Below are 23,691 nucleotides of genomic sequence, written 5' to 3'. Positions count from 1 at the left end.
CGGACGTGTCCCTTCCGGTCCGCGCGAGGTCCGTTCGGCGGCCCCCGCCGAGGCCCGGGCGAGGGGTGCGAAACGGGCGCGCGCGGTCCGCGCCCGCCCCGCTGTGCTCCCACCGGGGCACCACTGACCAGCCTTGTTGACGGCAGCTGCGCGGAGTTGGCCGGAAACGGACTCCACAGCACCGTGATCGCGCATATTCTCAGAGGCCGGGTGGCGCGTGCGGGAGGGCCGCGCCCCGGACCCTGCGGACGGAGTGGGCTCGACAGGCGGTGCGGCGCGGGAAAGGTACTTCTCAATCGTGACGACGGGACAGATATCGGAGCCTGCCCGCGGTGGCGCCGCCGGGCCCGAGCCGAGCTGCCGCAGTGCCGAGCGGGCGCTGCAGGCGCTGGCCTTCGACGCGATCGGGAACCGGTACAGCGCGGCGTTTCCGGCCAAGTCCGGTCAGCTGGCCGCCGGTCGGCTGCTGCTGGACGAACTCGAGCCCGGCGCCCGGGTGCTGGACATCGGCTGCGGCACCGGGGACCCGACCGTGCGGCAACTGGCGGCCGGCGGCCTGCGGGTGACGGCAGTCGACCTCTCGGACGGGATGCTCGCGCTGGCCCGGCCGGGGGTCCCGACGGGCGCCGCGCACCAGCCGCAGTTCCACCGGATCGACCTGGACGACCTCGGCACCGAGCGCGCCGCCACCGCCTGGGGGCTGCCCGCGCTGGGCCCGGCCGGCGCCGGTTCGTTCGCCGCCGCCACCGCGTTCTTCTCGCTGATCCTGCTGCCCCAGCAGGAGATCAAGGTGGCACTGGGCCGGATCCGCACCCTGCTGCGGCCGGGCGGGCTGCTCGCGCTGGGCCTGGTCGAGGCGGACCTGGACGACTACCCGATGAGCTTCCTCGGCCAGCAGATCCGGCTCAGCGGCTTCCTGCGCGAGGAGCTCACCGAGGTGCTGGCGCAGGCCGGGTTCACCGTGTCGGTGCTGAACGGGCGCCCGTACGCACCGGCCTGCACCGCGCTGCCGCCGGAGGAGCAACTCTTCCTGCACTGTCGCCGGACCCCTTGACCGATCCTTCGATGTCCGACCCCGACCAGCAAGAACGGGCAGCCGTGCGCGACCTCCCCCCTCCCCAGGCCGGCCGGCCCGCCGCCGTCCCCACCCAGCGCCACCCGCCACCGGACACCGGCGCCGCCCTCACGGCGGTCGGCCCGGCCGCCCCGGTCAACGCCGTCACCCCGGTCGAGCTGCGGGTCCGGCAGGCGCTCACCGACCGGCTCGGCTACCTCAACCGCGCCACCCGGCTGCTCAACGCCAGCCTGGACCCCGGCGTCACGGTGCGCAGCCTGGCCAAGGTGCTGGTCCCGGAGCTGGCCGACGCGGCCCTGGTGCACCTGAAGCTGCCCGCGCCCGACACCGGCCGGGTCCGCGAGCAGCACCCGCCGGTGGAACTACACCTGCACCGGGCCGAGGGGACCAGGCTCGGCACCGGCCGACGCACCGTCATGGCCCGCGCCGGCGGTGCGCTGGACGCGGCGCTGCGCGGCACCGGCCTCCCGCCGGGGCCGATCGCGCTGGGCACCGCGGAGGGCGAGCGGCTGCGCCCGCTGCTGGCCGAGCTGTACGGGACCAGGGCGCTGGCCGGCCTGGCCCGGGGCAGCGCGCTGCTGGTGCTGCCGCTGCCGGGGCGCCCCGAGCGGGTGCGCGGGCGGACCGCGGCCGCGGGGCGGGGCCGGGCGCGGCGCGAGGGTACGGAGCCGGGCGAGGCGGGGGACACGGTCGGGCTGCTGGTGCTGGTCCGGCGGCCCCGGGACGGCGAGCCGGCCCGGTTCGACCCCGCCGACACCCAGACCGCCGCCCACCTGGCCACCCTGGCCGGCCTCGCGGTGGACACCGCGCAGCGTTACACCCGCGAGTCGGAGATCGCCGACAGCCTGCAGCGCAGCATGCTGCCCACCCACCTGCCGCAGCCGCACGGGGTCCGCCTGGCGTACCGCTACCTGCCCGGGGAGCGGGCCGCCCAGGTGGGCGGCGACTGGTACGACGCGATCCCGCTGCCCGGCAACCGGGTGGCGCTGGTGGTCGGGGACGTGATGGGCCACTCGCTCACCTCGGCCGCGGTGATGGGCCAGCTGCGCACCAGCGCGCAGACCCTGGCCGCCCTGGACCTGCCGCCGCACGAGGTGCTCTACCACCTGGACGAGCAGGCGCAGCGGCTGGGCCGCGAGGAGCACCTGGCCACCTGCGTGTTCGCGGTCTACGACCCGATCGCCAACCGGATCGTGGTCTCCAACGCGGGCCACATGCCGCCGGCACTGATCCACCCGGACGGGCGGGCCGAGCTGCTGGAGGACCTGCCGGCCGGGGCGCCGATCGGAGTGGGCGGGGTGGACTTCGCCTCCCGGGAGCTGGACGCACCGCCCGGCTCGGCGCTGCTGCTGTTCACCGACGGGCTGGTGGAGCACCCGCGGCGCCCGATCAGCACCGGGCTGGAGCGGCTGCGCAAGCGGCTCTCCACGGCGCACCAGCACTCCCCCGAGCAGCTGTGCCAGGAGGCGCTGCGGATCCTGCCGCCGGAGGACCGGGCGGACGACATCGCGCTGCTGGCCGCGGCCTTCGACGGGATCCCGGCCGAGGACGTCGCGTACTGGTACCTGCAGCCGCGCTCCGAGACCCCGGGCCGGGCCCGCCGGCTGGCCGGCCACGCGCTGCGCCGCTGGGGGCTGGAGGCGCTGGCGGAGAACACCGAGCTGATGGTCAGTGAGCTGGTCACCAACGCGGTGCGGCACGCCAAGAAGCCGGTCACCCTGCGCCTGGTCCGCACCTCGGTGCTGCGCTGCGAGGTGGGCGACGACAGCCCCTCGCTCCCCCGCCGCCGCAGGGCCCGCCCGGACGACGAGCGCGGCCGCGGCCTCGAGCTGGTCGCCAAGTGCGCCGACGGCTGGGGCTCCACCCGGCTGGGCGGCGGCAAGGTGGTCTGGTTCGAGCAGCGGCTGCCCCCGCGCAGCCGTCCCTGACCCTGCCTCAGCGGCGCAGCCGGCGCCAGAGCGGACGGGGGATCAGGTGGAAGAGCGCGGACACCGGCCCCAGGGTGCGCGGGACCCAGACCGTGCCGGCCCCCGCGGCCACCGCGGCGGCGACCGCCGCGCCGACCTCGGGGGCGGTGGTGGCCGCGGGCGCCGGGGGCATTCCCGCGGTCATCCGCCCGATCACGAACCCGGGCCGCACCAGCAGCACCCGCACCCCGCTGCCGTGCAGCGAGTCCGCCAGCCCGCGGGCGAACGCGTCCAGCCCGGCCTTGGCTGCCCCGTACACGAAGTTCGCCTTGCGCGGGCGCACCGCGGCGACCGAGGAGAGCACCACGATCAGCCCGCGCCCCTGGGCCCGCAGGTGCGGCACGGCGGCGAGCAGGGTGGTGACGTGCCCGGTCAGGTTGGTCTCGATCAGCGTCCCGGCGGCCCGCGGGTCGGCGTCCAGCTCGGCCTGCGGGGTGAGCACCCCGGCGGCCGAGACCACCAGGTCGACCGGCCCGGCGGCGAACAGGTCGTCCACCAGGCGCTGGTGGCTGTCCAGGTCGGTGGCGTCGTACGGCACGGTCCGCACCGTGTACGGCAGCGCGGCGCCCAGCTCGGCCATCCGCGACTCGTCCCGCCCCGCCAGGATCACCTCGCAGCCGGCCGGCGCGTCCAGCGCCCTGAGGATCTCGTGGCCGATCTCGCTGGTCCCGCCGAGCAGCAGGATCCGTCCGGTCCGCCGTTCCTGCCGCACGTCCTGACCTTCCGTCACCGTGGAGTTCACCGACACAGTCCCAGTCTCCGTCCCAGATCCGATCGCATGGTGTCCCCCGGGTCCAGCCGGGCCCGCGCGGCGCGCCAGCCGTCCAGCGGACCGTACATCGCGTCGAAGGCGGTGCGCCCCAGGCGCGCGTCCTTGGCCAGGTAGACCCGCCCGCCGGCCTCGGCCACCCGGCGGTCCAGCAGGTCCAGCAGGTCGTGCAGCCGGCGCCCGGCGGTCGGCATGTCGACGGCGAGCGACCAGCCGGGCAGCGGGAAGGAGAGCGGGCAGTCGGCGGCCGGGCCGAACCGCTTGACCGTGCCCAGGAACGGGGCGGCGTCCACCCGGCCCAGCGCGGCGATGGCTTCGGCCAGCAGGCCGACGGCCGGGTCCGGCACCGCGAACTGGTACTGCAGGAAGCCGCGCGGCCCCAGTGCCCGGTTCCACTCGCGGACCGCGTCCAGCCGGTGGAAGAACTCCGGCAGCCCCTGGGTCCCGGTCCGCTCGCGCGGCGCCCGGCGGTACCAGAGCTCGTTGAAGGCCCGCGCGGTCAGCGGGGTGAACGGGCCGACCGGCAGCCGGGGCGCCCGCACCGCCCGCGCCGGGGCGAAGGCCAGCTCGCCGCCGTCCGGCTGCGGTCCGTCCAGGTGGTCGCCGAGGTCGACGATGCCGCGCCCGAGCGCCCGCCCGCCCGCGGTGGTGTCGATCCAGGCGACCGCGTACCGGCTGCGGGCGCCGTCCAGCTCGGCCAGCAGCGCGTCCAGGTCGGCGACCCGGCGGGAGGTGACCCGCAGTCGGGTGCTGGTGATCGGGATCAGCCGGATGGTGGCGGCCAGCACCACCCCGGTCAGGCCCATCCCGCCCACGGTGGCCCGGAACTCCTCCTGATCGGGGGTCAGCAGACGGACCTGTCCGGTGCCGTCGAGCAGTTCCACGCTCTCCAGCCAGTTGGCCAGGCTCCCGTCGGTGCGCTGGTTCTTGCCGTGCACGTCGGCGGCGACCGCGCCGCCCACGGTCAGGCGGCCGGTACCGGGCAGCACCGGGAGCAGCAGCCCGCGCGGCACGGTGCGGGCCAGCACCTCGGTGAACCGGGCCGAGCCGGCCGCCCGCACGGTGCCGCCGAGCGCGTCCACCCGGATCTCCGGCACGGTGGCGGGCGCCAGTACCACGCCGCCGGCGTTCTGCGCCGCATCCCCGTAGCTGCACCCCGCCCCGCGGGCCAGCACGCCGCCGTCCGGCGGATGGGCCAGCAGCTCGCGCAGCGCGGCACCGGTCAGCGGACCGAGCACCGCGCTGCGGCTGCCGGTGCTCCGGCCCCAGCCCTGCAGCAGCACGCTGGACCTCATGCCGTCCCCGCCACGAAGAGCAGCAGCCAGACCATCTCGCACAGCAGCATCGGCCGGTCACGGGTGATCAGGTCCTCGACCCGGCTCAGCGTGGCCCGCCCGGTGAGCCAGTCGAAGCGCAGCAGGGCCGCGAGCATCGGCACCGCGGTGAGCAGGTGGCAGACCACGCCCCAGGGGGAGCCGTTGAGCAGCGCCCAGCTCAGGTAGGCGCCGACCATGGCCACGCTGATCACCCGCTGGGCGGCCCGCAGCCCGCTCGGGGTGTAGCGGCTCAGGCAGGGCCGGTGGCCGACCGCGGCGCCGCCCAGGCTGGCCAGCTCGGTGTGCCGCTTGGCCACCGCGACCAGCAGCGCGCCCAGGCTGCAGACCAGCACGAACCAGCCGGACGGGTCGACCCGGGCGGCCGCCGCGCCGCCGAGCGCGCGCAGCACGAAGCCGGAGGCGACCATGGTCAGCTCCAGCACCGGCAGGTGCTTGAGGGTGGAGGAGTACAGGAACGAGAGCGCCAGGTAGCCGGTGACGCAGGCGGCCAGCCAGCCGCTGCCGATCGCGGCCGAGCCGGCCTCGGCGAGCAGCACGCAGCCGCCCGCGAGCAGCAGTGCGTGGCGCTCCGTCAGGTGCCCGGCTGCCACCGGGCGGTACCGCTTGACCGGGTGGCGCCGGTCCCGCTCGACGTCCATCACGTCGTTGACGAAGTAGACGGCGCAGGAGGCCAGGGTGAAGACCAGGAAGGCGACCAGCGCGTCCTCCATGCCGGTGATCCGGCCCTGGTCGGCGGCGGCCACCGGGGCGGCGAAGACCAGCAAATTCTTCGGCCACTGCCGGGGCCGCGAGCTGCGCAGCACCGCGGCGGGCCAGCGGCGGGCGATCGCGACCGGCGGCACCGGGTCCAGTTCGGGGGCCGGCAGCACCGGGGGCTGGGCGGTCATCGGGCGTACACCGCCGTGAAGTCCCGGCTGGTCGGCTCGAAGTACCGGTCGGCCGGGCGCTCCTGGTCGGGCAGCAGCTTGACCGAGTTGGGGTTGGCCGGGTCACTGGTCGGCTCGTAGTAGTTGAAGGACATCCAGGCCGGGTTGATGTCCAGCTGCATCGCCTCCACGCAGCCGGCCTGGTGCAGCAGTTCGGCCAGGGTGCGCACCGACAGCGCCGGGCCGTAGGCGTAGACCAGCCGGCCGTCCGCGGTGACGCCGGCGCCCGAGCGCCAGACGAAGAACTTGCCGCCGATGGTCAGGCCCCAGCCGCTCTCGATCGCGTGGTCGACGTCATCCGGCACCTGGCCGTGGTCGACGATCGGGCGCAGGTTCTGCCGCACCCCGACCACGTCCGGGGTCATCGAGATGCCGTTGTTCCAGGACCCGACGCTGGTGTGCCCGTCCTTGTAGAAGACCAGCGAGGCGGCACCGTCGGTCAGGCTGCCGTGGGTGACGCCGTTGAGGAAGAAGCCGCCGTTCGCCTCCCGGACCTTGAAGCCGCCGTTGAAGCTGGCCAGCAGGCCGGTCCGGTCCTGCGGCGGGATGTTCGGCGGCACGCCCCAGTTGTCGTCGCCCGGGTCGTCGGTGCCCGGGTGCAGCTGGAACCGGACCAGCCGCTGGTCCATCGACACCACCCCGGCCAGGTAGGAGGTGTGCTCGTTGTCCGGGCGCAGCATCGCGCTCTGCACGGCGGGCACGCCCTTGGCGGTGCCGATCACCCGCCAGGCACCCTCGCCGGGCAGCGGGTCGCCGGCCGGCGAGACCAGCGGGCTGAGCGTGATCGGGGCGATCGAGGGCATCTGGATGTGCTTGCTCTCGTCGGTCCGGGTGGCGCCGCTGGGTCCGGCGGCCACCGGGGGCTGGTTGAGCGCGATGGTGGGACGGCCGCCGACCTTGGGCGGGCTCATCTTGTACTGCGCGGTCTCCAGGCCGGTGACCATCGGGCCCAGGTGGTGGTCGCGGGCCCACTCGGCGACCCGGGCCGCGACCGAGTCGTTGCCGGGGGCCAGCAGGGCCGAGCCGAGCGAGTAGCTCAGCCAGACCGCGAAGGCCGCGCCCAGTGCGAGCACCACCCGCACCGGTCGGCGCCGCCAGAGCCGGCGCAGCAGCCGGGGCTTCCTGGCGGGCGCGACCGGCGCCGCGGCCTGGTCGGGCCGCTGATCGGGGGCCTGCTCTTCGGGCCCGGTCTCGGTGTCGGTCTGCGCTGCCACGTCTCTGCCTCTCCCTGGGAATACAGCCGGATTCAGCTGATCCCGGGCAGGGGCATTCGGCGAGGCGGGAAATGCTCCGCAGCCCCGCCGCAATGGCATATCAAATGACTTATTGGGGACGGAAGTTGGCAGCCCGAACCGCTGTCGCGAGTTCACCCGGACAGCGGAACTCCAACGGGCCCATCACTCGCCCGCCCACGGCACGTCAGGCCTTTCCGTCCCCCTTCCGCCGTCTCCCCGGGCACCCCCGGCGCCCACCCGGAAGACGCTCCGGGACTCCCAAAAGGTTCAGACCTTTCGCCGACCGATCAGGGTTGACACCGGAAGTTGGTCTAGTCCACCGTAGAGAACACGAGTTCGACGCGGTGCAGGTCACGCCCTCATGCCTTGCCCGAGCGGCAAGTTGACCCCTCGTCGCCATCCGCCGTCCGTGCCTCGTTCGCCTGCCATCCCTGTCTCGGCTTCCGAGAATCCGACCCTGGAGAGCATTCGCATGCCGTCAGCCGAGCCGTACCTGTATCGCTCCGCGGCCGATCTGCCATATTTCAGCGCCGACGCCGACACCTACCTGGTCCGCACCCCGCTGCGCGACCTGGAGAAGACCCGGCCGCTGCGCGTGCTCTCCGAGGCCGATTTCGAGTTCTGGCAGACCTACGGCTACGTGGTGGTCAGACAGGCCATCACCCCCGAGGCGGCCGGCCGGCTGCTCGACTTCACCTGGGACTTCAAGGGGTTGGACCCGGGCCGCCCGGACACCTGGTACAGGGAGGTCGAGTTCCGCGACGAGCTCGACCGCCACCTGCACATCTACGGCTTCGTCGAGGCGTACCACCACCAGCTGCTGTGGGACAGCCGCCAGGCCCAGCGGGTCTACGACGCCTTCGTGGACGTGTGGGACTGCGAGGAGCTCTGGGTCACCCTGGACCGCCTCAACCTCAACCCGCCCAACACCGGCAACCGCGACCGCGCCCTGATCGAGCCCACCGCGACCGGCTTCGACATCGAGCTGCACTGGGACGTGGACTCCACCCGGCGGGTGCTCCAGCAGCGGGTGCAGGGCATCATCGCGCTCAACGACACCGAGCCGGAACTGGGCGGCTTCCAGTGCTCGCCGGAGCTGTTCCGCCGCTTCGACCAGTGGAAGGCCGAGCAGCCGCGGGACCGCGACCCGATCCGCCCGGCCGCCGACCGCTCCGAGTTCCCGGTGGTCCGCCCGCAGCTGGGCGCCGGCGACCTGCTGATCTGGGACGGCATGCTGGCCCACGGGGTGGCCCCGAACACCTCCGCCCGGGGCGTGCGCGCGGTCCAGTACCTGTCGATGATGCCCGCCCTGGAGGAGCACGAGGCGCTGCGCCGCTCGCGGGTGGAGTCCTGGCGCACCCTCGCCACCCCGACCTGGAACGCCACCCTGGTCGGCGACCGCGACAAGCCCGAGGCGCTGCGCTACGACACCGCCGAACTGACCGAGCTGGGCGACAAGTTGCTCGGCCTCAAGAGCTGGCGGCCGAGCCCGGACAGCAACACCGAGGAGACGTCGTGCGCCGCATCTGCCTGACCCTGCCGACCAACCGCGAGTGCGCCGGGACCATCGCCGCGATCGGTGCCGAGGCCGCCTGGGCCGCCGCGCACTTCGAGGTCGAGGTGCACCTGCTGGTGCTGGACTCGGCCGACCCCGCCGAGCGGGCCGGCCACGCCGCCGCGCTGGCCGAACTGCCCCCCGACGAGCGGGTGGTGGTGCACCACCTGGACGAGGACGCGCAGCGCGCCTTCCTCGCCGCCGCGATCGGGCGGGCCGCCCTGGCCAAGCCGGAGCAGCTGCTGGAGCTGATGCTGCCCGCGGGCTGCTCCTACGGTGCCTGCACCAACCGGGCGTTCCTGATCGCCGCCGCGCTCGGCTGCTCCTCGGTGCACCGGCGGGACTCGGACAGCCGCTACCAGGAGGCGGCCGGCGAGCCGGTCTACCCGATCCGCCACGAGCTCGCCGGCCTGGGCCGCCCGGCCGCCGAGGCCGCCGCCGAGGTCACCGAGACCAGCCTGGACCCGGCGCTGGCCGACCGCCCGGTCTCGCTGGTCGGCGCCACCTTCATCGGCGAGCTCTCGGTCGACCTGGGCGAGATCGAGGAGCTCGACCCGCAGGTCTACCACGAGGTGGTGAGCCTGTGGGCGCCCGCCGAGTGGGGGCCGCAGGACATCGACCTGCTGGTCGCCGAGTCCTTCCGGGGCGCCGGCACCGAGCCGTTCGAGGCCGACCACAGCGTGCTGGACCTGCCGGACATGTGGCGCCTGGACATGTGCAACATCAGCTTCGACCACGAGCTCTACCACCGGGTACCGCTGCCGCCGGCCAAGGACACCATCGGCAGCGACTACTTCCTGCTGCACGTGGTCCACGACGCGGGCCTGCCCGGCGTGGTGCACAACCGGCACATCGTCAACTACTACACCGGCGAGCGCCGCACCGACGAGGGCTTCCTGGTCTACCAGGAGCGGTACGCCAAGTTCGTGCTCTCCATGCTCTACCTGCACCACATCTACGGCCGGCTGACCGAGCTCGGCAGCGCCCTGCTGGACGACCGGCACCACGTCCGCCCCGAGCTGCTGGCCGAGGTGATCCGGGAGAGCCTGCCGCTGGACCGCACCCCCAGCCTGGAGCGGATGGACCGGCTGGCCGCCGCCTACCGCAGGCTCGGCGGCCGGTACGCGCAGTTCGCCGACCGGCTGGCCGCGCTGACGCCCCGACTGGTGGACGAGGCCCAGGCCGACACCGCGGACTTCGCGCTGCTCACCGAGGCCTGGGGCCCGCTGGTGGCCGCCGCGCAGCAGCTCGGGCTGCCCGATGCTCCCTAGCCCGCGGCTGCGTGCGGCGCTCGCCGCCGCCACCGAGGACACCCTGGTCTACGACCTGGCCGGGATCGCCGGCCGCTACCGCACCCTGGTCCGCGAGCTGCCGGGAGTGGCCGTCCGGTTCGCCATGAAGGCGTGCCCGGTGGACCAGGTGCTGGCCACCCTGGCCGCCGAGGGCTGCGGCTTCGACGCGGCCAGCCCCTCGGAGATCGCCCAGGCGGCCGGCACCGGCGTCGCCCCGGAGCTGGTCCACTACGGCAACACCATCAAGTCGGACGCGCAGATCCGCCAGGCGCACGCCCTGGGCGTGCGCGACTTCGCCACCGACTGCCTGGCCGACGTCCTGGCGATCGCCGAACACGCGCCCGGCGCCCGGGTGTTCTGCCGCCTGGCGACCACCGGGGCCGGGGCGCTGTGGGGGTTGAGCCAGAAGTTCGGCTGCTCCGGCGCCGACGCCGTCGAGGTGCTCGCCGCCGCGCAGCAGGCCGGGCTGGTCCCGGCCGGCCTGTCGGTGCACGTCGGCTCGCAGCAGATGACCGCCGAGGCCTGGCGGGCCGCGCTGGACACGCTGGCCGAGGTGCTGGTCGAGCTGGCCGGGCGCGGCATCGCGGTGGACCACGTCAACCTGGGCGGCGGGCTGCCGGCCCTGGGCTGCCTGGACACGTACGGGCGGCCGCTGGAGCCGCCACTGGACAAGATCTTCGCGGTGCTCCGCGAGGGCGTCCAGCGTCTGCGCGAACTGGCCGGCGGACAGCTGGACTTCCTGATCGAACCGGGCCGCTACCTGGTGGCCGACCACGGCGCGATCCGGGCCCAGGTGGCCCGCCTGACCAGCCGTCGGCTGCTGGACGGCGAGCAGCAGCACTGGCTCTACCTGAGTTGCGGCAAGTTCAACGGCCTGTACGAGATGGACGAGTTGCAGTACCGGCTGGTCTTCCCGACCCACCCGCCGGACGGGCCCGCGGTGCCCGCCGTGGTGGCCGGCCCCACCTGCGACAGCGACGACGCCTACGCCCACCGCCACGCCCTGGTCCAGGTGCCCGCCCGAGCCGCCTCCGGCGACCCGGTCTGGGTGCTCTCCAGCGGTGCCTACGCCACCAGTTACACGACGCGGGGCTTCAACGGCTTCGGACCGTTGCCCGAACTCTGCGTCCCGGCAAGCGAAGAGGACCCCGACGAATGACCGGTGAACCGCTGATCCGGCTGCTGCAGGAGCAGGACTGGCCCAGGATCCACGAGTTGGAGGCGCAGGCCTACGCCGAGCTCGGCCTGTCCGAGGACCCGCAGGCGCTGCGCTCGCGGGCCGCCGCCTCGCCCGCCACCAACTTCGTGGTGGTGGACGGCGAGCGGGTGGTCGGCTACCTGCTCACCCTGCCCTACCCGGCGGGCCGGTTCCCCGACCTGGCCCGGGGCGAGGCCGCCGCCCACGACGAGCGGGCCAACCTGCACCTGCACGACATCGTGATCGACCGCCGGTACCAGGTGCGCGGCCTGCCCGAGCAGTTGCTCGCGGTGATCAGCGCGGCCGCGGCCGCGCTGGGCTTCGAGCAGCTGTCCATGGTCTCGCTGCGCCGCTCGCGCCGGCGCTGGACCCGGATGGGGTTCGTCGAGCAGCCCGAGGTGGCCGTGCCGGCCTCCTACGGCGAGGGTGCGGGCTACCTGACCTACGGGGTGGGCGCGTGATCAAGGACGATTCCCCGGCCCTCGGCCGGGGAGGCCCCTACCGCCGCGCGCAGCTGGCGATCGCCGGGCTCTTCTGCTTCCTCGGCTTCCAGTACGCCACCTGGGCCTCCAGGCTGCCCGCGCTCAAGGGCCGGATGGACCTGAACACGGCGCAGCTGGGCCTGTTCCTGATGGTCTGCGGGATCGGCGCGGCGGCCGCCTTCCCGTTGGTGGCGGTGCTGATGCGGCGGCTCGGCTCGCGCCGGCTGGCGCTGGGCGCGGCGCTGCTGCTGGCCGCGGTGCTGGTGGGCTTCGCCACCGTCCGCTCCTACCCGGCGGGCATGGTGCTGGGCGCCCTGGACGGGGTGGGCGCGGCCTGCCTGAACGTGGCGATGAACGCCCAGGGTGCGGAGCTGGAGGCCCGGTACGGGCGCACCACGATGGCCCGGCTGCACGCCACCTTCAGCGGCGGCTCGCTCGGCGGAGCCCTGCTGGCCTCGGGCGTGAACCTGTGCACCGGCTCGCTGCTGGTGCACTTCGCGGTGGCCGCGGCGCTGCTGCTGGTGCTGCTGGCGGCGGCCCGCCCGGGGCTGCTGGCGCAGGGTCAGCAGCCCGTGGCGGAGCCGGCCGCGGACAGGCAGCGGCGCCGGTTCGCGCTGCCCACCGGGGCGATGCTCTGGATGGGCCTGGCGATGGCCTTCGGGACCATCGCCGAGGGCGCGATGAACGACTGGTCGGCGCTCTACCTGCGGGACGTGGCGCACGCGGCGGCCGGCCTGATGCCGCTGGGGATCGCGGTGGTCTCGCTGATGATGGTGCTGGCCCGGGTCTTCGCGGACGGTTGGCGGGCCCGCTACGGGGACGGGCGGATCGTCCGGCTGGGCAGCGCGCTGGCGGGCGCCGGTCTGGCGCTCGGCCTGCTGGCCGGCGGCGTGGTGCCGGCCCTGCTCGGTTTCGCCTGCATGGGCCTGGGGATGGCCGCGGTCACCCCGTGCGTCTACGTGGCGGCGGCGGGCCAGGGCCCCGAGGCCCTCTCGCTGGTGGCCGGCATGGGCACCACCGGCCTGCTGGCCGGCCCCGCCCTGATCGGCCTGGTGGCCGGCCTCAGCGGCCTCGCCTGGGGCATGGCCGCCATCGCCGCCTGCGCGGGCGTGGTCTCGCTGTGCGCCCTGCGGATCCGCTTCCAGGCCACCGCGCCGGCCTGAGTCCGGGCGGGCTCAGCCGACCAGCCGGACCGGCAAGGGGGCCAGCGCCTCCCGCAGGACGGCCGCGAACTGGTCGTACTCGGCGGCGCGGGTGGCACTGGAGCGGGTGGCCAGGCCGATCCGGCGGCCCGGGGCCGGGGCGGCGAAGCGCACCACCGCCAGCCGGTCCGCCCGGCCCGCCTCGACCTCCAGCGCGGTGGCCGGCAGCAGGGTGACCCCGAGCCCGCCCGCCACCAGCTGCACCAGGGTGGACAGCCCCGCCGCCCTGGTGCTCTCCGGGCCCGTCTCGCGGCACAGGTCCAGTGCCTGGTCGCGCAGGCAGTGCCCCTCCTCCAGCAGCAGCACGTCCAGCTCCAGCAGCACCTCGCGGGAGACGTCCGCGCGCCCGGCCAGCTCGTGCTCGGGCGGGGTGACCAGCACGAAGTCCTCGTCGAAGAGCGGGATCTCCCGGGTCGGCGAGGCGCCGCCCCCAGCCTTCGGCCGGGGGGACCCCCAGGCCGGCAGCGCGAGCAGCAGCAGGTCCAGCCGCCCGGCCGCCAGGCCGTCCAGCAGCGAGCCGGTCCGCTCCTCGTGCACGTGCAGCGTCAGGTCCGGGTAGCGGTCCCGGACCAGCTTCAGCACGGTGGGCAGCAGGTACGGCGCGACCGTCGGGATCACGCCCAGGTGCAGTGGTCCGGTGAACGGCCGCCGGGCGGCCTCCACCTCCTCGGTCAGCTCGTGCAGCGCGCCCAGCACCCGCCGGGCGTGCGCGGCCACCCGTTCCCCCAGCGGAGTGATGATCACCCGCCGCGTTGTACGCTCCACCAACCGGGCGCCGAGCGCCTCCTCCAGCCCGGCCACCGCCCCGGACAGCCCCGGCTGGCTGCTGCCGATCGCAGCCGCCGCCTCCCGGAAGTGCAGGTGGTCGGCGACCGCCAGGAAGGCGCGCAGCTGGGCGACGGTGGGGGTGCGGGTCTTGCCGTTGGTACTGATAGCTATCTCCGATCAGACGGATCGAGTCTAGCTATTTCCGTGATCAGTCTCCGACATGCCAGGGTGGGAGCGCGCCGGAATCCGCCGAATCACAGGCAAACCCGGCGGACTCCCCTCATTTTCCACACCCAGGAGAAGCGAACGTGCTCACGATCGGTGACAAGTTCCCCCAGTTCGAGCTGAAGGCCTGCGTCGACCTGGACCCCGCCAAGGCGTTCGCGGACATCGACCACAAGTCCTACGAGGGCAAGTGGAAGGTGGTCTTCTTCTGGCCGATGGACTTCACCTTCGTCTGCCCGACCGAGATCGCCGCCTTCGGCAAGCTGAACGAGGAGTTCGCCGACCGCGACGCGCAGATCCTGGGCGTCTCCGGCGACTCGGAGTTCGTGCACCACGCCTGGCGCAAGGACCACGCCGACCTGCGCGACCTGCCCTTCCCGATGCTGGCCGACATCAAGCACGAGCTGATGCAGGCCTGCGGCGTCGAGGGCGCGGACGGCACCGCCCAGCGCGCGGTCTTCATCGTGGACCCGAACAACGAGATCCAGTTCGTCATGGTGACCGCCGGCTCGGTCGGCCGTAACCCCAAGGAGGTCCTGCGGGTGCTGGACGCCCTGCAGACCGACGAGCTGTGCCCGTGCAACTGGACCAAGGGCGAGGCCACCCTGGACGCCGCCACCCTGCTGGCGGGCTGACCCGTGGCGCTCGACGAACTCAAGTCGCGGCTGCCCGAGTACGCCAAGGACCTCAAGCTCAACCTGTCCGCGGTGATCGGCAACTCCGACCTGCCGCAGCAGCAGCTGTGGGGCACCGTGCTCTCCTGCGCGATGGCCACCGGCTCCAAGCCCGTGCTGGCCGAGCTGGAGCCGCAGGCCCGCGAGCTGCTCGGCGAGCAGGCGTACACCGCCGCCAAGGCCGCCGCCGCGATCATGGCGATGAACAACGTGTACTACCGCACCACGCACCTGCTCTCGGACCACGAGGAGTACGCGAAGCTGCGGACCGGGCTGCGGATGAACATCATCGGCACCCCGGGCGTGGACAAGCTCGACTTCGAGTTCTGGTGCTTCGCGGTCTCCGCGATCAACGGCTGCGGCCAGTGCCTGGACTCGCACGAGCAGGTGCTGCGCAAGGGCGGGGTGGACCGGGAGACCGTGCAGGTCGCGATCCGGATCGCCGCCGTGCTGCAGGCCGTCGCCTCGGTGCTGGACGCCGAAGCGGCGCTGGCCGGCTGACCGCGACTCAGTTCCTGACGGGGCCCCACTCCACCGGGTGGGGCCCCGTCAGCACGTTCAGCCCCGCCACCGCCTCCGCCCCGAAGACCAGCGCGGCCCGGGGCGCGGTGCGCAGCCGCAGCATCTCGTGCAGCACGTCGGCGAAGGGCTGCACGGTCAGCGCCCGCGCCACCTCGCGCACCTCGCCCAGCTCCCCGTGTTCGGCCAGCACGGCCAGGTCGCGCAGCATCGAGCGGCACCGCACGTAGGCGTGCGCCCGGCCGCGCTCCAGCACCGGGCGGTCCAGGCCGAAGATCCGGATCGTCTCGACGCCCTTGGGGGTGCGGGCCCGGTAGGCACCGGTGACCAGCACCAGGTCCAGGTGGTCGGCCGGCTCCTCGCTGGTCGGGTCGATCAGCAGCGGCTCGCCCTGGCGGTCCACCGGGAACAGGTCGCGCTTCTGGTTGCTGTTGCAGAACGAGCAGGCCCACAGGTGGTTGAGCCAGTCGAAGGCCCGCTTGGGGGCCCGCGCGATCGGCTCGAAGTGGTCGATGCTGGTGCCCTCGCTGTCCCCGCAGTACATGCAACGGGACATCCCGGCGGCCATCGCCACCAGGTGCACCGCCAGGTCCTGGCGGATCGTCCGGGCGGCCCGCCACGACTCCCGGGCGGCGCCCTTGGCGGTGCTGATCCGCTGGGTGCGGGCCGCCATCCGGTCGGCCAGGTCGACGGGCAGCGGGCCCCGCTGCAGCGGGATCACCCTAGGACCTCCGCCCGAGCCGGGCCGACACCTCGTCCACCCGGGCGGTGAGCGAGCTCATCAGCTTCTCGGTCAGCTCCTGGTACTCGGCCAGCTCGGCCTCGTCCGCGTCGCCGGCCAGCACCCGGCCCTCCAAATCGCCGACCCGGCGCCGGGCGTCCTCGGCCCGGGCCGAGTAGGGCGACTCCAGGCCGAACAGGTCGGAGAGCACCGCGTCGTCCCCGCTGCCGTAGACGACCCGGCGGTACAGCTCCTCGCTGACCGGCTGCGGCGGCACGTCCTCGTCCGGGCCGGCTATCCGGATCAGGCCGCCGGGATCGGCCGCCTGGCAGATGTACGGGCTGTGGGTGGAGACGATGAACTGCACCCGGGGGAAGTGCGCCTTGAGCCAGGGGCCGATCCGCTGCTGCCAGCTGACGTGCAGGTGGGCGTCGATCTCGTCGATCAGCACCACCCCGGGCAGGGTGAGCGCCCCGTCCTCGTCCAGCGGGAGCCGGCCGTAGGCGGTCTGGAACTGGCGCACCAGGTCGAGCACCAGGGCGGCCACCGTGCGGTAGCCGTCGCTCAGTTCGCGCAGCGGGAAGGCGGGGCCGGCGGCCCGCTGCACCCACAGGCCGTCCGCGTCCACCCGGGCCACCGAGAAGCCGTCCGGCAGCAGGCCGTCGGAGAGCAGGCCGGTGACCACCTCCAGGGTCTGCTGGGCGCCCGGACGGCCCTCCAGCCGGCGCACGTGCTGGTCGACCAGCCAGGTGACCCCCTCGGCGAGCGAGGCCTCCTCGTGGAACAGGGTGGCCAGCCGCCCGACCGGGCCGGCCGAGAGCATCAGCCGCTGACTCTCCCCGGCCGCGCCGAGCAGCCGGCGGAACGGGCCGTAGCCGGCGAAGAACCAGCCGCGCGGATTCTCCGCCCACGGGCCGCGCTCGGGGCTGGTCGAGCCGAACGCCTCCAGCTCCGGGCGCGGGCCGCCGACCAGCGCCGTCCCGGCGGCCGGGGGCTGCGGAAGGGTCCACTTCAGGCCGAGCTTGACGTCGTACTTGGGCGCCTTGCCGCTGCCGGCCAGCCGGTCCACCGACCAGTCGGGCCGGACGAAGGCCTGCACCCAGCCGGTCCGCTCGCCCGCGGTCAGCCAGCCGGAGAAGTCGCTGACCAGGCTGCGGGCCACCGAGGGGCCGCCGAGGGCCAGCGCGAGGGCGCGCAGCAGCGTGGTCTTGCCGGAGCCGTTGCGCCCGGCCAGCACCGTCCAGCCCGCCTGCGGCAGTTCCAACTGCCGCACCTCGCGGACCGGGGTGAACCCCCGGATCCCCGAGATGCCCAGCCTGGTCACATACATGACGGCAGTTTAGGAGCTGACGGCCGCTTGCGGGGAGGGGTCGGCAGCGCCCGTGTCGGCGGTCGCGGCGGCGCGCTCGGCGGCGTGCTCGGCAGCCTCCTGGGCCGCCTCCAGCGCCTCGAACACCTCTTCGGCCGCGGCACTGCGGCGGCGCAGGTGGCCGACCACGGTGTTGATCACCGCGATCAGCGGGACCGCCACGATCGCCCCGCCGATGCCGCCCACGATCGAGCCGGCCGCCACCCCGAGCACCACGCCCAGCGGGTGCACCCGCACCGCCCGGCCCAGGATCAGCGGCTGCAGCAGGTGTCCCTCGAGCTGCTGCACCGCGACCAGCACCACCAGCACCATCGCCGGGGTGTACACGCTGTGGCTGGTGACCGCCGCGACCAGCACCGCGAGCGTCCCGGTGACCAGCGCGCCGACCAGCGGCACGAAGGCGCCGAGGAAGATGATCACCGCCAGCGGCATCGCCATCGGCACCCCGAGCAGCTGGATCCCGATCCCGATGCAGAGCGCGTCGATGAAGGCCACCGCCACGGTGCCGCGCACGTACGCCGTCAGCGTGGCCCAGGCCTTGGGGCCGGCCCCGGCGATCGCGTACCGGGACTGGGTGGGCAGCGCGCGCAGCACCCAGGTCCAGATCTTCGCGCCGTCGTAGAGCATGAAGTAGGTGGTGAAGACCGCCAGCAGCACCCCGGTGATCACCTCGATCACGATGTTCACCGTGGTGAAGCCGAGCGAGGTGAGCTGGTCGGTGTTGGAGCCGATCGCGTTCTGGACCTGCTTGGTGAACTGGGTCAGCTGCTGCGGCGTCAGGTGCATCGGGCCCTGGACCAGCCAGTCGTGCAGCTGCTGGATGCCGGCGGAGGCCTGCGTGGAGACGTCCGAGATGTTCGTGCTGACCTGCCAGAAGACGAACCAGCCGACCAGGCCGATGCCGCTCAGCCCGGCCAGGAAGGTGCCCAGCGCCGCCAGTGCCCTGGGGACCCCGTGCCGGCGCAGCCAGGAGACGGTGGGTTCCAGCAGCGCCGAGATCAGCAGCCCGGCCAGGATCGCGAAGGCGACCAGGCGCAGCATGTCGACCACGTAGAAGATCACGTAGAGCGCGGCCCCGAGCAGCAGCAGCCGCCAGGCCGACTCGGCGGCCACCCGCAGGCCCCAGGGGACCGCCTCGGCCGGGGTGTCGGGCCGGCCCGGGTGCGGGTTGCGCAGTCGCGGGCGCGGCGGATCGATCGCGGGGGCCTGCTCGCGCACCACCACCCGGACCACCTCGCGCGGGGCCGGGATCGGCTCCGGCACGGCCGTCGGGACGACCGCGGCCGCAGCCGTGGCCGCCTCCCGGCGCCGGGCCAGCAACCCGGTCAGCCAGGCCGCTCCCAGCGCCGTCCTGACGCCGGCCCTGCCGCCGGTGCGCTCGCGCTGCTCACCCCGTGCCATGGGCGTGTCCGTCCTCCCGGTCGGCCACGACCACGCCGCGGCTCTCAGGGCACGCTACCGGCCCGCGTCACCCGTAGGGAGCACCGGGGGTGAAAACACGGCGAGCCCCGACCACACCTGTGGTCGGGGCAGCGAGCCGTGCGGTCGGCCTAGTACCAGCTGTGCGCCTGCCAGAACGACCAGGCGCCGCAGGGGCTGCCGTAACGGTCGTTCATGTAGCCCAGGCCCCACCTGATCTGGGTGGCCGGGTTGGTCTTCCAGTCGGCGCCGGCCGAGGCCATCTTGGACCCCGGCAGCGCCTGGACCAGACCGTAGGCACCGGACGGGTTCATGGCCGTGTAGCTCCAGCCGCTCTCGCGGCTGACGATGTTGCTGAAGCACTGGAACTGCGTGTCGTTCCCGATGATCGACTGCGCCAGCGCCTGCACCGAACCCGGGCTGACCGAGACGGGCGGCGCGCTGGAGAGCTGGGAACGGGCCGCGGCCCGGTTGGCGGCCTGTGCGTCCGCGGCGGCCTTGGCCTTGGCGGCGGCGTCGGCGGCAGCCTTGTCCGCATCCGCCTTGGCCTGCGCGTCGGCAGCGGCCTTCGCACGGGCGGCGTCGGCGGCAGCCTTGCGGGCGGCCTCGTCGGCGGCCTGCTTCTGCGCGACGGCCTGGTGGTCGATGCTGTCGCTGACGACCTGTGCCTGCGAAGCTGACGGGATGTCAGCGAGCAGGGAAGCGCCTGCGACGTCGACCGGCTGGGACGGCTTGGCCTCGCTGCCCGAAGCCACACCCACGACGGCACCGACAGCGGTGACGGCGGTGGCGGAGGCCACGGCAACTCCCCGGACCGAGATCCGAGTCACATGGTTTCCTTCCAGCGTCGCCCCCGCGTGACCGTGGAGGCGCAACATGCCCCTGGTCGCTGGCCTCCACCTTGCTGCTGGTCACGGGAGACTCGGGCCCGGCGTCCGCCCCGGCGAACCGGTGCGGGCGAAGAGATCGGGCGGCGTACGGTCCGGCTTTATTGAGTTGACGCCCAACAAACGGGCCGTACGCAGGGCCTGACAGAACCCACACCATGCCGCAACCTGACGCGGAAGCGCAATTCCCGGTTGCGTGGCGAAGCTCACACCCGCCCACCTCGGCCAGTTCCCGCTGTTCGATGGACAAGCCGGCGTACCGCATGCGGACGATCCGCCCGGAGGTGGGGTGAACCCAACTGCCGGGCGGATCGTTCGTCGACCGTCTCTTCCTACTTCCGGATCAGCGGACCGGGAGTCAGGGCTGGATGTCCTCCAGCATTTCGGTCACCAGTGCGGCGATCGGGGAGCGCTCGGAGCGCGTGAGGGTGATGTGCGCGAACAGCGGATGCCCCTTCAGCTTCTCCACCACCGCCACCACACCGTCGTACCGGCCCACCCGCAGGTTGTCCCGCTGCGCCACGTCGTGGGTGAGCACCACCCGCGAGCCCTGGCCGATCCGGGACAGCACGGTGAGCAGCACGTTGCGCTCCAGCGACTGCGCCTCGTCCACGATCACGAAGGCGTCGTGCAGCGAGCGGCCCCGGATGTGGGTGAGCGGCAGCACCTCCAGCATCCCGCGGGAGAGCACCTCCTCGATCACCGCCGGCGTGGTGACCGCGCCCAGCGTGTCGAAGACCGCCTGCGCCCAGGGGCTCATCTTCTCCGACTCGTTGCCCGGCAGGTAGCCGAGCTCCTGGCCGCCGACCGCGTACAGCGGCCGGAACACCATCACCTTGCGGTGCTGACGGCGCTCCAGCACCGCCTCCAGGCCCGCGCACAGCGCCAGCGCCGACTTGCCGGTGCCGGCCCGCCCGCCCAGCGAGACGATGCCCACCTCCGGGTCGAGCAGGACGTCCAGCGCGACCCGCTGCTCGGCGCTGCGCCCGCGCAGCCCGAACGCCTCGCGGTCACCCCGCACCAGTTTGACCCGCCCGTCCACGGTGACCCGGCCCAGCGCGCGCCCGCGCTCCGAGCTGAGCACCAGTCCGGTGTGCACCGGCAGCTCCTCGGCCCCGTCCACCGCCACCGCGGTGTCGTGCGGGGCGCCGAACAGCTCGTCCACCTGTTCGGCGGGCAGCGGCAGTTCGGCCATCCCCGTCCAGCCCGAGGTACTCGCCAGCTCGGCCCGGTACTCCTCGGCGAGCAGGCCCACCGCGCTGGCCTTGATCCGCATCGGCAGATCCTTGGAGACGACGGTGACGTCGTACCCCTCGGCCTGCAGGTTGCGGGCGACCGCGAGGATCCTGGTGTCCGCCTCGCCGCCGCCGACCCGGTAGCCGGCCGGCAGCACGGAGGGGTCCGAGTGGTTCAGCTCGACCCTGATCGAGCCACCGATCTCACCGACCGGGATGGGCTCGTCGAGTCGGCCGTACCGGACCCGGTAGTCGTCGAGCAGACGCAGGGCCTGGCGGGCGAAGTAGCCCAGTTCGGGATGGTGCCGCTTGGCCTCCAGCTCCGTGACCACGACCACCGGGAGCACCACCTCGTGCTCCTCGAAGCGGTTCATGGCGAGCGGATCGGCCAGGAGCACGCTGGTGTCAAGGACGTACGTGCGCCGATCTGGTGTCCGGCGGCTCTTGGTACTGACCACTAGGCCTCCAGGGCGGGTGACCCTGCGTCACCCGCGGCTTGCCGGCCCCCACACCCCCTGTTGGGCAGGGTGCCGGTCTGCCTGTTCTATGCCCTGACGATGCGTCCGGCATGCCCTGGAAATCGAAGTCGTCGATCAAAGGAGGTGAATTCTCGGTAACCCGGCCGCGCCCCGTGTCCCGAGGTCAGCCCCCGTAGCGGCGGTGGCGCTGTTCGTACGCGCGCAGCGCCCGCAGGAAGTCGACCTTGCGGAAGGCCGGCCAGTAGGCCTCGCAGAAGTAGAACTCGCTGTGCGCGCTCTGCCAGAGCAGGAAGCCGGACAGCCGCTGCTCGCCGGAGGTGCGGATGACCAGGTCCGGATCGGGCTGGCCCTTCGTGTACAGCCGCTCGGCGATGTGCTCGACGTCCAGGATCTCGACCAGCTCCTCGATCGAGGTGCCGCGGTCGGCGTGCTCCTGGAGCAGCGAGCGGACCGCGTCTGCGATCTCGTGCCGGCCGCCGTAGCCCACCGCCACGTTGACGGTGATGCCCTCCAGGTGCTCGGTGGCGGTGGCCGCCTCCTTGAGGATCCCGGCGGTCCGGTCCGGCAGCAGGTCCAGGGTGCCGATCGGGTTGATCTTGTAGCGGCGGCGTGCGGCCAGACCGGTCACCGCGTCCTCGATGATGCCCAGCAGCGGCACCAGCTCGTCGGCCGGGCGGGAGAGGTTGTCGGTGGAGAGCATCCAGAGGGTGACGACCTCGATGTTGGTCTCGTCGCACCAGCCGAGGAACTCGGCGATCTTGTCGGCACCGCGCTGGTGGCCGAAGGCGGTGGTGCCGCCGGCCGCCTTGGCCCAGCGGCGGTTGCCGTCCATGATCACGCCGACGTGGTGCGGGGTCCGGGCGAGGTGCACCTCGACCCGCTGGCCGTAGAGCCGGTACATGCCGCCGAGTACCGACCGCAGCCCCGGCGTGCGCTCGACGAGATCGCGCAGACCCATAAGTTCAGCCCCTCCGAGCTCTGACCCCCTGGCCCCGGCCCTGCCCGCCAGAGGTCCGGGAGCAGCGTACTCCGGCAGCCTCGCTGCGGGGAAAGCCGCAGGCGGCAAAGGTTTCGCCAGAAGTCGGCCAGGTCGGCCTCCGAACCTCCCCAGCCTTCGGCCGGGAGGCGCCCCCACCGGCCCGGACACGGACAGGTCTCCACAACCTTAAAGAATCTGTAAGGGGACGAACAGCTCCTTGACGTATGCCAATGGTCTAGTCCAGCTTGTTCGACAGCAACCGCCGGGTTCCCGGCGGCCCTGCGACCCACGACGTTTTCTGCGGTTCTTCCCTCCCCCACACGGGGCCGCCGCGACCCCCACCGCGGCGGCTCCTCTCCTCCGGTTCAGGAGAGTTCGTCATGTCCCGTACGGTCGTCCCCACCCACCGCCGGTCCCGCCGCGCCCTGCCCGCGCTGGCCGCCGCCACCACCTCCCTCGTCCTGGCCGGCGCCGGCCTGGCGGTCTTCGCCGGCGGTGCCGGCGCCGCCGTCGGCAACCTGACCACCAACGGCGGCTTCGAGAGCGGCCTGAGCGGCTGGAGCTGTGCCGGCGCGGCCGCCGCCGTCTCCTCGCCGGTGCACAGCGGCACCGGCGCACTGCAGGGGAGCCCGAGCTCCTCGGACACCGCGCAGTGCACCCAGACCATCGCGGTCCAGCCCAACTCCAGCTACACGCTGGCAGCCTGGGTGCAGGGCCCGTACGTCTACCTGGGCGCCACCGGCACCGGCGGCACCGACCCGTCCACCTGGTCGAGCCAGACCGGCTGGAACCAGCTGTCGACCACCTTCACCACCGGCGCGAGCACCACCAGCGTCACCGTCTACCTGCACGGCTGGTACGGGCAGGGCGCGTACGTCGCGGACGACGTGACGCTGACCGGTCCGGGCGGGTCCTCGACGCCGACGCCCACCCCGACGCCGACGCCGACGCCCACCCCGAAGCCGACTCCCACGCCGACTCCGACGCCCACCCCGACCCCGACGCCCACCCCCACGCCGACGCCCACCCCGACCCCGACCAGCACCCCGCCGTCGACCGGCCTGCCCAAGCACGCGCTCACCGGCTACTGGCAGAACTTCGACAACGGCGCGACCGACCAGAAGCTCGCCGATGTCCAGGCGAACTACGACATCATCGCGGTCTCCTTCGCCGACGCGACCAGCACGCCGGGCGCGGTCAGCTTCACCCTGGACCCGACCCTGGCCAAGAACCTCGGCGGTTACACCGACGCCCAGTTCAAGGCCGACATCGCCGCCAAGCACGCGGCCGGCAAGAAGGTCGTCATCTCGGTCGGCGGCCAGAACGGCGCGATCAGCGTCGGCGACTCGGCCTCGGCCGCCAACTTCGCCAACAGCGC

At 73.5% G+C, this 23,691-nt stretch carries 21 protein-coding genes; 10 read left to right on the top strand and 11 right to left on the bottom strand.

The window, feature by feature from the left end:
- The first annotated feature begins 298 nt into the window (after nt 1-298).
- Together C7C46_RS25900 and C7C46_RS25895 are read left to right on the top strand one after the other, a co-directional pair.
- The gene (locus C7C46_RS25900; protein ID WP_425470121.1) at nt 299-1,054 is read left to right on the top strand and encodes a class I SAM-dependent methyltransferase; all 756 of its coding nucleotides are present in this window, start codon (nt 299-301) and stop codon (nt 1,052-1,054) included.
- 11 nt (nt 1,055-1,065) lie between these two features.
- Nucleotides 1,066-3,003, top strand: a complete 1,938-nt coding sequence (locus C7C46_RS25895; RefSeq protein ID WP_245984923.1) for an ATP-binding SpoIIE family protein phosphatase — start codon at nt 1,066-1,068, stop codon at nt 3,001-3,003.
- Nucleotides 3,004-3,010: 7 nt separating this feature from the next.
- Here the strand turns inward: C7C46_RS25895 and C7C46_RS25890 are convergent, their stop codons facing one another.
- From C7C46_RS25890 to C7C46_RS25875, 4 genes are read right to left on the bottom strand one after another with little or no spacing between them, the layout of a single operon-like run.
- A complete protein-coding gene (locus C7C46_RS25890) occupies nt 3,011-3,790 on the bottom strand; it encodes an SDR family NAD(P)-dependent oxidoreductase (RefSeq protein ID WP_220040690.1) in 780 nt (259 codons plus the stop codon).
- On the bottom strand, nt 3,781-5,106 hold the full coding sequence (locus C7C46_RS25885) for an FAD-binding oxidoreductase (protein ID WP_110672331.1): 1,326 nt from the start codon (nt 5,104-5,106) through the stop codon (nt 3,781-3,783). Before C7C46_RS25885 ends, C7C46_RS25890 begins: the two co-directional genes overlap by 10 nt.
- On the bottom strand, nt 5,103-6,035 hold the full coding sequence (locus tag C7C46_RS25880) for a decaprenyl-phosphate phosphoribosyltransferase (RefSeq protein ID WP_110672330.1): 933 nt from the start codon (nt 6,033-6,035) through the stop codon (nt 5,103-5,105). The genes C7C46_RS25885 and C7C46_RS25880 overlap by 4 nt, the downstream gene beginning before the upstream one ends.
- Nucleotides 6,032-7,288, bottom strand: coding sequence for a phosphodiester glycosidase family protein (locus tag C7C46_RS25875; RefSeq protein WP_110672329.1), 1,257 nt, complete (start codon nt 7,286-7,288; stop codon nt 6,032-6,034). Before C7C46_RS25875 ends, C7C46_RS25880 begins: the two co-directional genes overlap by 4 nt.
- A gap of 493 nt (nt 7,289-7,781) precedes the next feature.
- Here C7C46_RS25875 and C7C46_RS25870 point away from each other — a divergent pair, with 493 nt between their 5' ends.
- The 5 genes from C7C46_RS25870 to C7C46_RS25850 are packed head-to-tail and all read left to right on the top strand — an operon-like array spanning nt 7,782 to nt 12,999.
- Complete coding sequence (locus C7C46_RS25870; protein ID WP_110672328.1) at nt 7,782-8,843, top strand: phytanoyl-CoA dioxygenase family protein; 1,062 nt, start codon at nt 7,782-7,784, stop codon at nt 8,841-8,843.
- Nucleotides 8,825-10,135 (top strand): DUF6271 family protein, encoded by a 1,311-nt coding sequence (locus tag C7C46_RS25865; RefSeq protein WP_110672327.1) that lies wholly within the window; start codon nt 8,825-8,827, stop codon nt 10,133-10,135. Before C7C46_RS25870 ends, C7C46_RS25865 begins: the two co-directional genes overlap by 19 nt.
- The gene (locus C7C46_RS25860) at nt 10,125-11,315 is read left to right on the top strand and encodes a type III PLP-dependent enzyme (protein ID WP_110672326.1); all 1,191 of its coding nucleotides are present in this window, start codon (nt 10,125-10,127) and stop codon (nt 11,313-11,315) included. Before C7C46_RS25865 ends, C7C46_RS25860 begins: the two co-directional genes overlap by 11 nt.
- Nucleotides 11,312-11,815, top strand: coding sequence for a GNAT family N-acetyltransferase (locus tag C7C46_RS25855; RefSeq protein WP_110672325.1), 504 nt, complete (start codon nt 11,312-11,314; stop codon nt 11,813-11,815). Before C7C46_RS25860 ends, C7C46_RS25855 begins: the two co-directional genes overlap by 4 nt.
- The gene (locus tag C7C46_RS25850; protein WP_245984921.1) at nt 11,812-12,999 is read left to right on the top strand and encodes an MFS transporter; all 1,188 of its coding nucleotides are present in this window, start codon (nt 11,812-11,814) and stop codon (nt 12,997-12,999) included. The genes C7C46_RS25855 and C7C46_RS25850 overlap by 4 nt, the downstream gene beginning before the upstream one ends.
- A 12-nt stretch (nt 13,000-13,011) precedes the next feature.
- Here the strand turns inward: C7C46_RS25850 and C7C46_RS25845 are convergent, their stop codons facing one another.
- Nucleotides 13,012-13,977, bottom strand: coding sequence for a hydrogen peroxide-inducible genes activator (locus tag C7C46_RS25845; protein WP_425470123.1), 966 nt, complete (start codon nt 13,975-13,977; stop codon nt 13,012-13,014).
- Nucleotides 13,978-14,114: 137 nt separating this feature from the next.
- On the opposite strand from C7C46_RS25845, the gene C7C46_RS25840 reads away from it, so the two are divergent.
- Both C7C46_RS25840 and ahpD read left to right on the top strand, forming a co-directional pair.
- The gene (locus C7C46_RS25840; RefSeq protein WP_110672323.1) at nt 14,115-14,666 is read left to right on the top strand and encodes a peroxiredoxin; all 552 of its coding nucleotides are present in this window, start codon (nt 14,115-14,117) and stop codon (nt 14,664-14,666) included.
- A 3-nt stretch (nt 14,667-14,669) separates the two neighbouring features.
- Nucleotides 14,670-15,206 carry an alkylhydroperoxidase, AhpD family gene (ahpD, locus tag C7C46_RS25835; protein ID WP_110672322.1) on the top strand — a complete coding sequence of 179 codons (537 nt, stop codon included), beginning with the start codon at nt 14,670-14,672 and terminating at the stop codon, nt 15,204-15,206.
- Between the two features lie 7 nt (nt 15,207-15,213).
- Here the strand turns inward: ahpD and C7C46_RS25830 are convergent, their stop codons facing one another.
- The 6 genes from C7C46_RS25830 to C7C46_RS25805 all read right to left on the bottom strand — a co-directional run bounded on the left by C7C46_RS25830 (nt 15,214) and on the right by C7C46_RS25805 (nt 22,292).
- Nucleotides 15,214-15,945: an HNH endonuclease family protein gene (locus tag C7C46_RS25830; protein ID WP_110672321.1), complete on the bottom strand. Its 732-nt coding sequence runs from the start codon at nt 15,943-15,945 to the stop codon at nt 15,214-15,216.
- A gap of 1 nt (nt 15,946) precedes the next feature.
- A complete protein-coding gene (locus C7C46_RS25825) occupies nt 15,947-17,275 on the bottom strand; it encodes an AAA family ATPase (protein ID WP_110672320.1) in 1,329 nt (442 codons plus the stop codon).
- Nucleotides 17,276-17,284: 9 nt separating this feature from the next.
- Nucleotides 17,285-18,715, bottom strand: coding sequence for an AI-2E family transporter (locus tag C7C46_RS25820; protein ID WP_220040689.1), 1,431 nt, complete (start codon nt 18,713-18,715; stop codon nt 17,285-17,287).
- Nucleotides 18,716-18,864: 149 nt separating this feature from the next.
- Nucleotides 18,865-19,563, bottom strand: coding sequence for an aggregation-promoting factor C-terminal-like domain-containing protein (locus C7C46_RS25815; RefSeq protein WP_110672319.1), 699 nt, complete (start codon nt 19,561-19,563; stop codon nt 18,865-18,867).
- A 415-nt stretch (nt 19,564-19,978) separates the two neighbouring features.
- Nucleotides 19,979-21,313, bottom strand: coding sequence for an RNA 5'-3' helicase PhoH2 (phoH2, locus tag C7C46_RS25810; RefSeq protein WP_110672318.1), 1,335 nt, complete (start codon nt 21,311-21,313; stop codon nt 19,979-19,981).
- 184 nt (nt 21,314-21,497) lie between these two features.
- Nucleotides 21,498-22,292: an isoprenyl transferase gene (locus C7C46_RS25805; protein ID WP_181442520.1), complete on the bottom strand. Its 795-nt coding sequence runs from the start codon at nt 22,290-22,292 to the stop codon at nt 21,498-21,500.
- A gap of 401 nt (nt 22,293-22,693) precedes the next feature.
- On the opposite strand from C7C46_RS25805, the gene C7C46_RS25800 reads away from it, so the two are divergent.
- Nucleotides 22,694-23,691, top strand: a 998-nt coding sequence (locus C7C46_RS25800) for a carbohydrate binding domain-containing protein (RefSeq protein ID WP_245984919.1), incomplete at its 3' end; no start/stop codon positions are given.

This window comes from Streptomyces tateyamensis (genome assembly GCF_003205575.1).
GTDB lineage: Bacteria > Actinomycetota > Actinomycetes > Streptomycetales > Streptomycetaceae > Kitasatospora > Kitasatospora tateyamensis.
The sequence above is the reverse complement of the archived record's forward strand: the minus strand, read 5'-3'. Positions and strand labels throughout refer to the sequence as shown.

Coding starts and splice junctions, on each gene's coding strand:
- C7C46_RS25895 (WP_245984923.1), top strand. CDS start 1,066: ATGTCCGACCCCGACCAGCAAGAACGGGCAGCCGTGCGCGACCTCCCC.
- C7C46_RS25885 (WP_110672331.1), bottom strand. CDS start 5,106: ATGAGGTCCAGCGTGCTGCTGCAGGGCTGGGGCCGGAGCACCGGCAGC.
- C7C46_RS25880 (WP_110672330.1), bottom strand. CDS start 6,035: ATGACCGCCCAGCCCCCGGTGCTGCCGGCCCCCGAACTGGACCCGGTG.
- C7C46_RS25870 (WP_110672328.1), top strand. CDS start 7,782: ATGCCGTCAGCCGAGCCGTACCTGTATCGCTCCGCGGCCGATCTGCCA.
- C7C46_RS25860 (WP_110672326.1), top strand. CDS start 10,125: ATGCTCCCTAGCCCGCGGCTGCGTGCGGCGCTCGCCGCCGCCACCGAG.
- C7C46_RS25855 (WP_110672325.1), top strand. CDS start 11,312: ATGACCGGTGAACCGCTGATCCGGCTGCTGCAGGAGCAGGACTGGCCC.
- C7C46_RS25825 (WP_110672320.1), bottom strand. CDS start 17,275: ATGTATGTGACCAGGCTGGGCATCTCGGGGATCCGGGGGTTCACCCCG.
- C7C46_RS25820 (WP_220040689.1), bottom strand. CDS start 18,715: ATGGCACGGGGTGAGCAGCGCGAGCGCACCGGCGGCAGGGCCGGCGTC.
- C7C46_RS25805 (WP_181442520.1), bottom strand. CDS start 22,292: ATGGGTCTGCGCGATCTCGTCGAGCGCACGCCGGGGCTGCGGTCGGTA.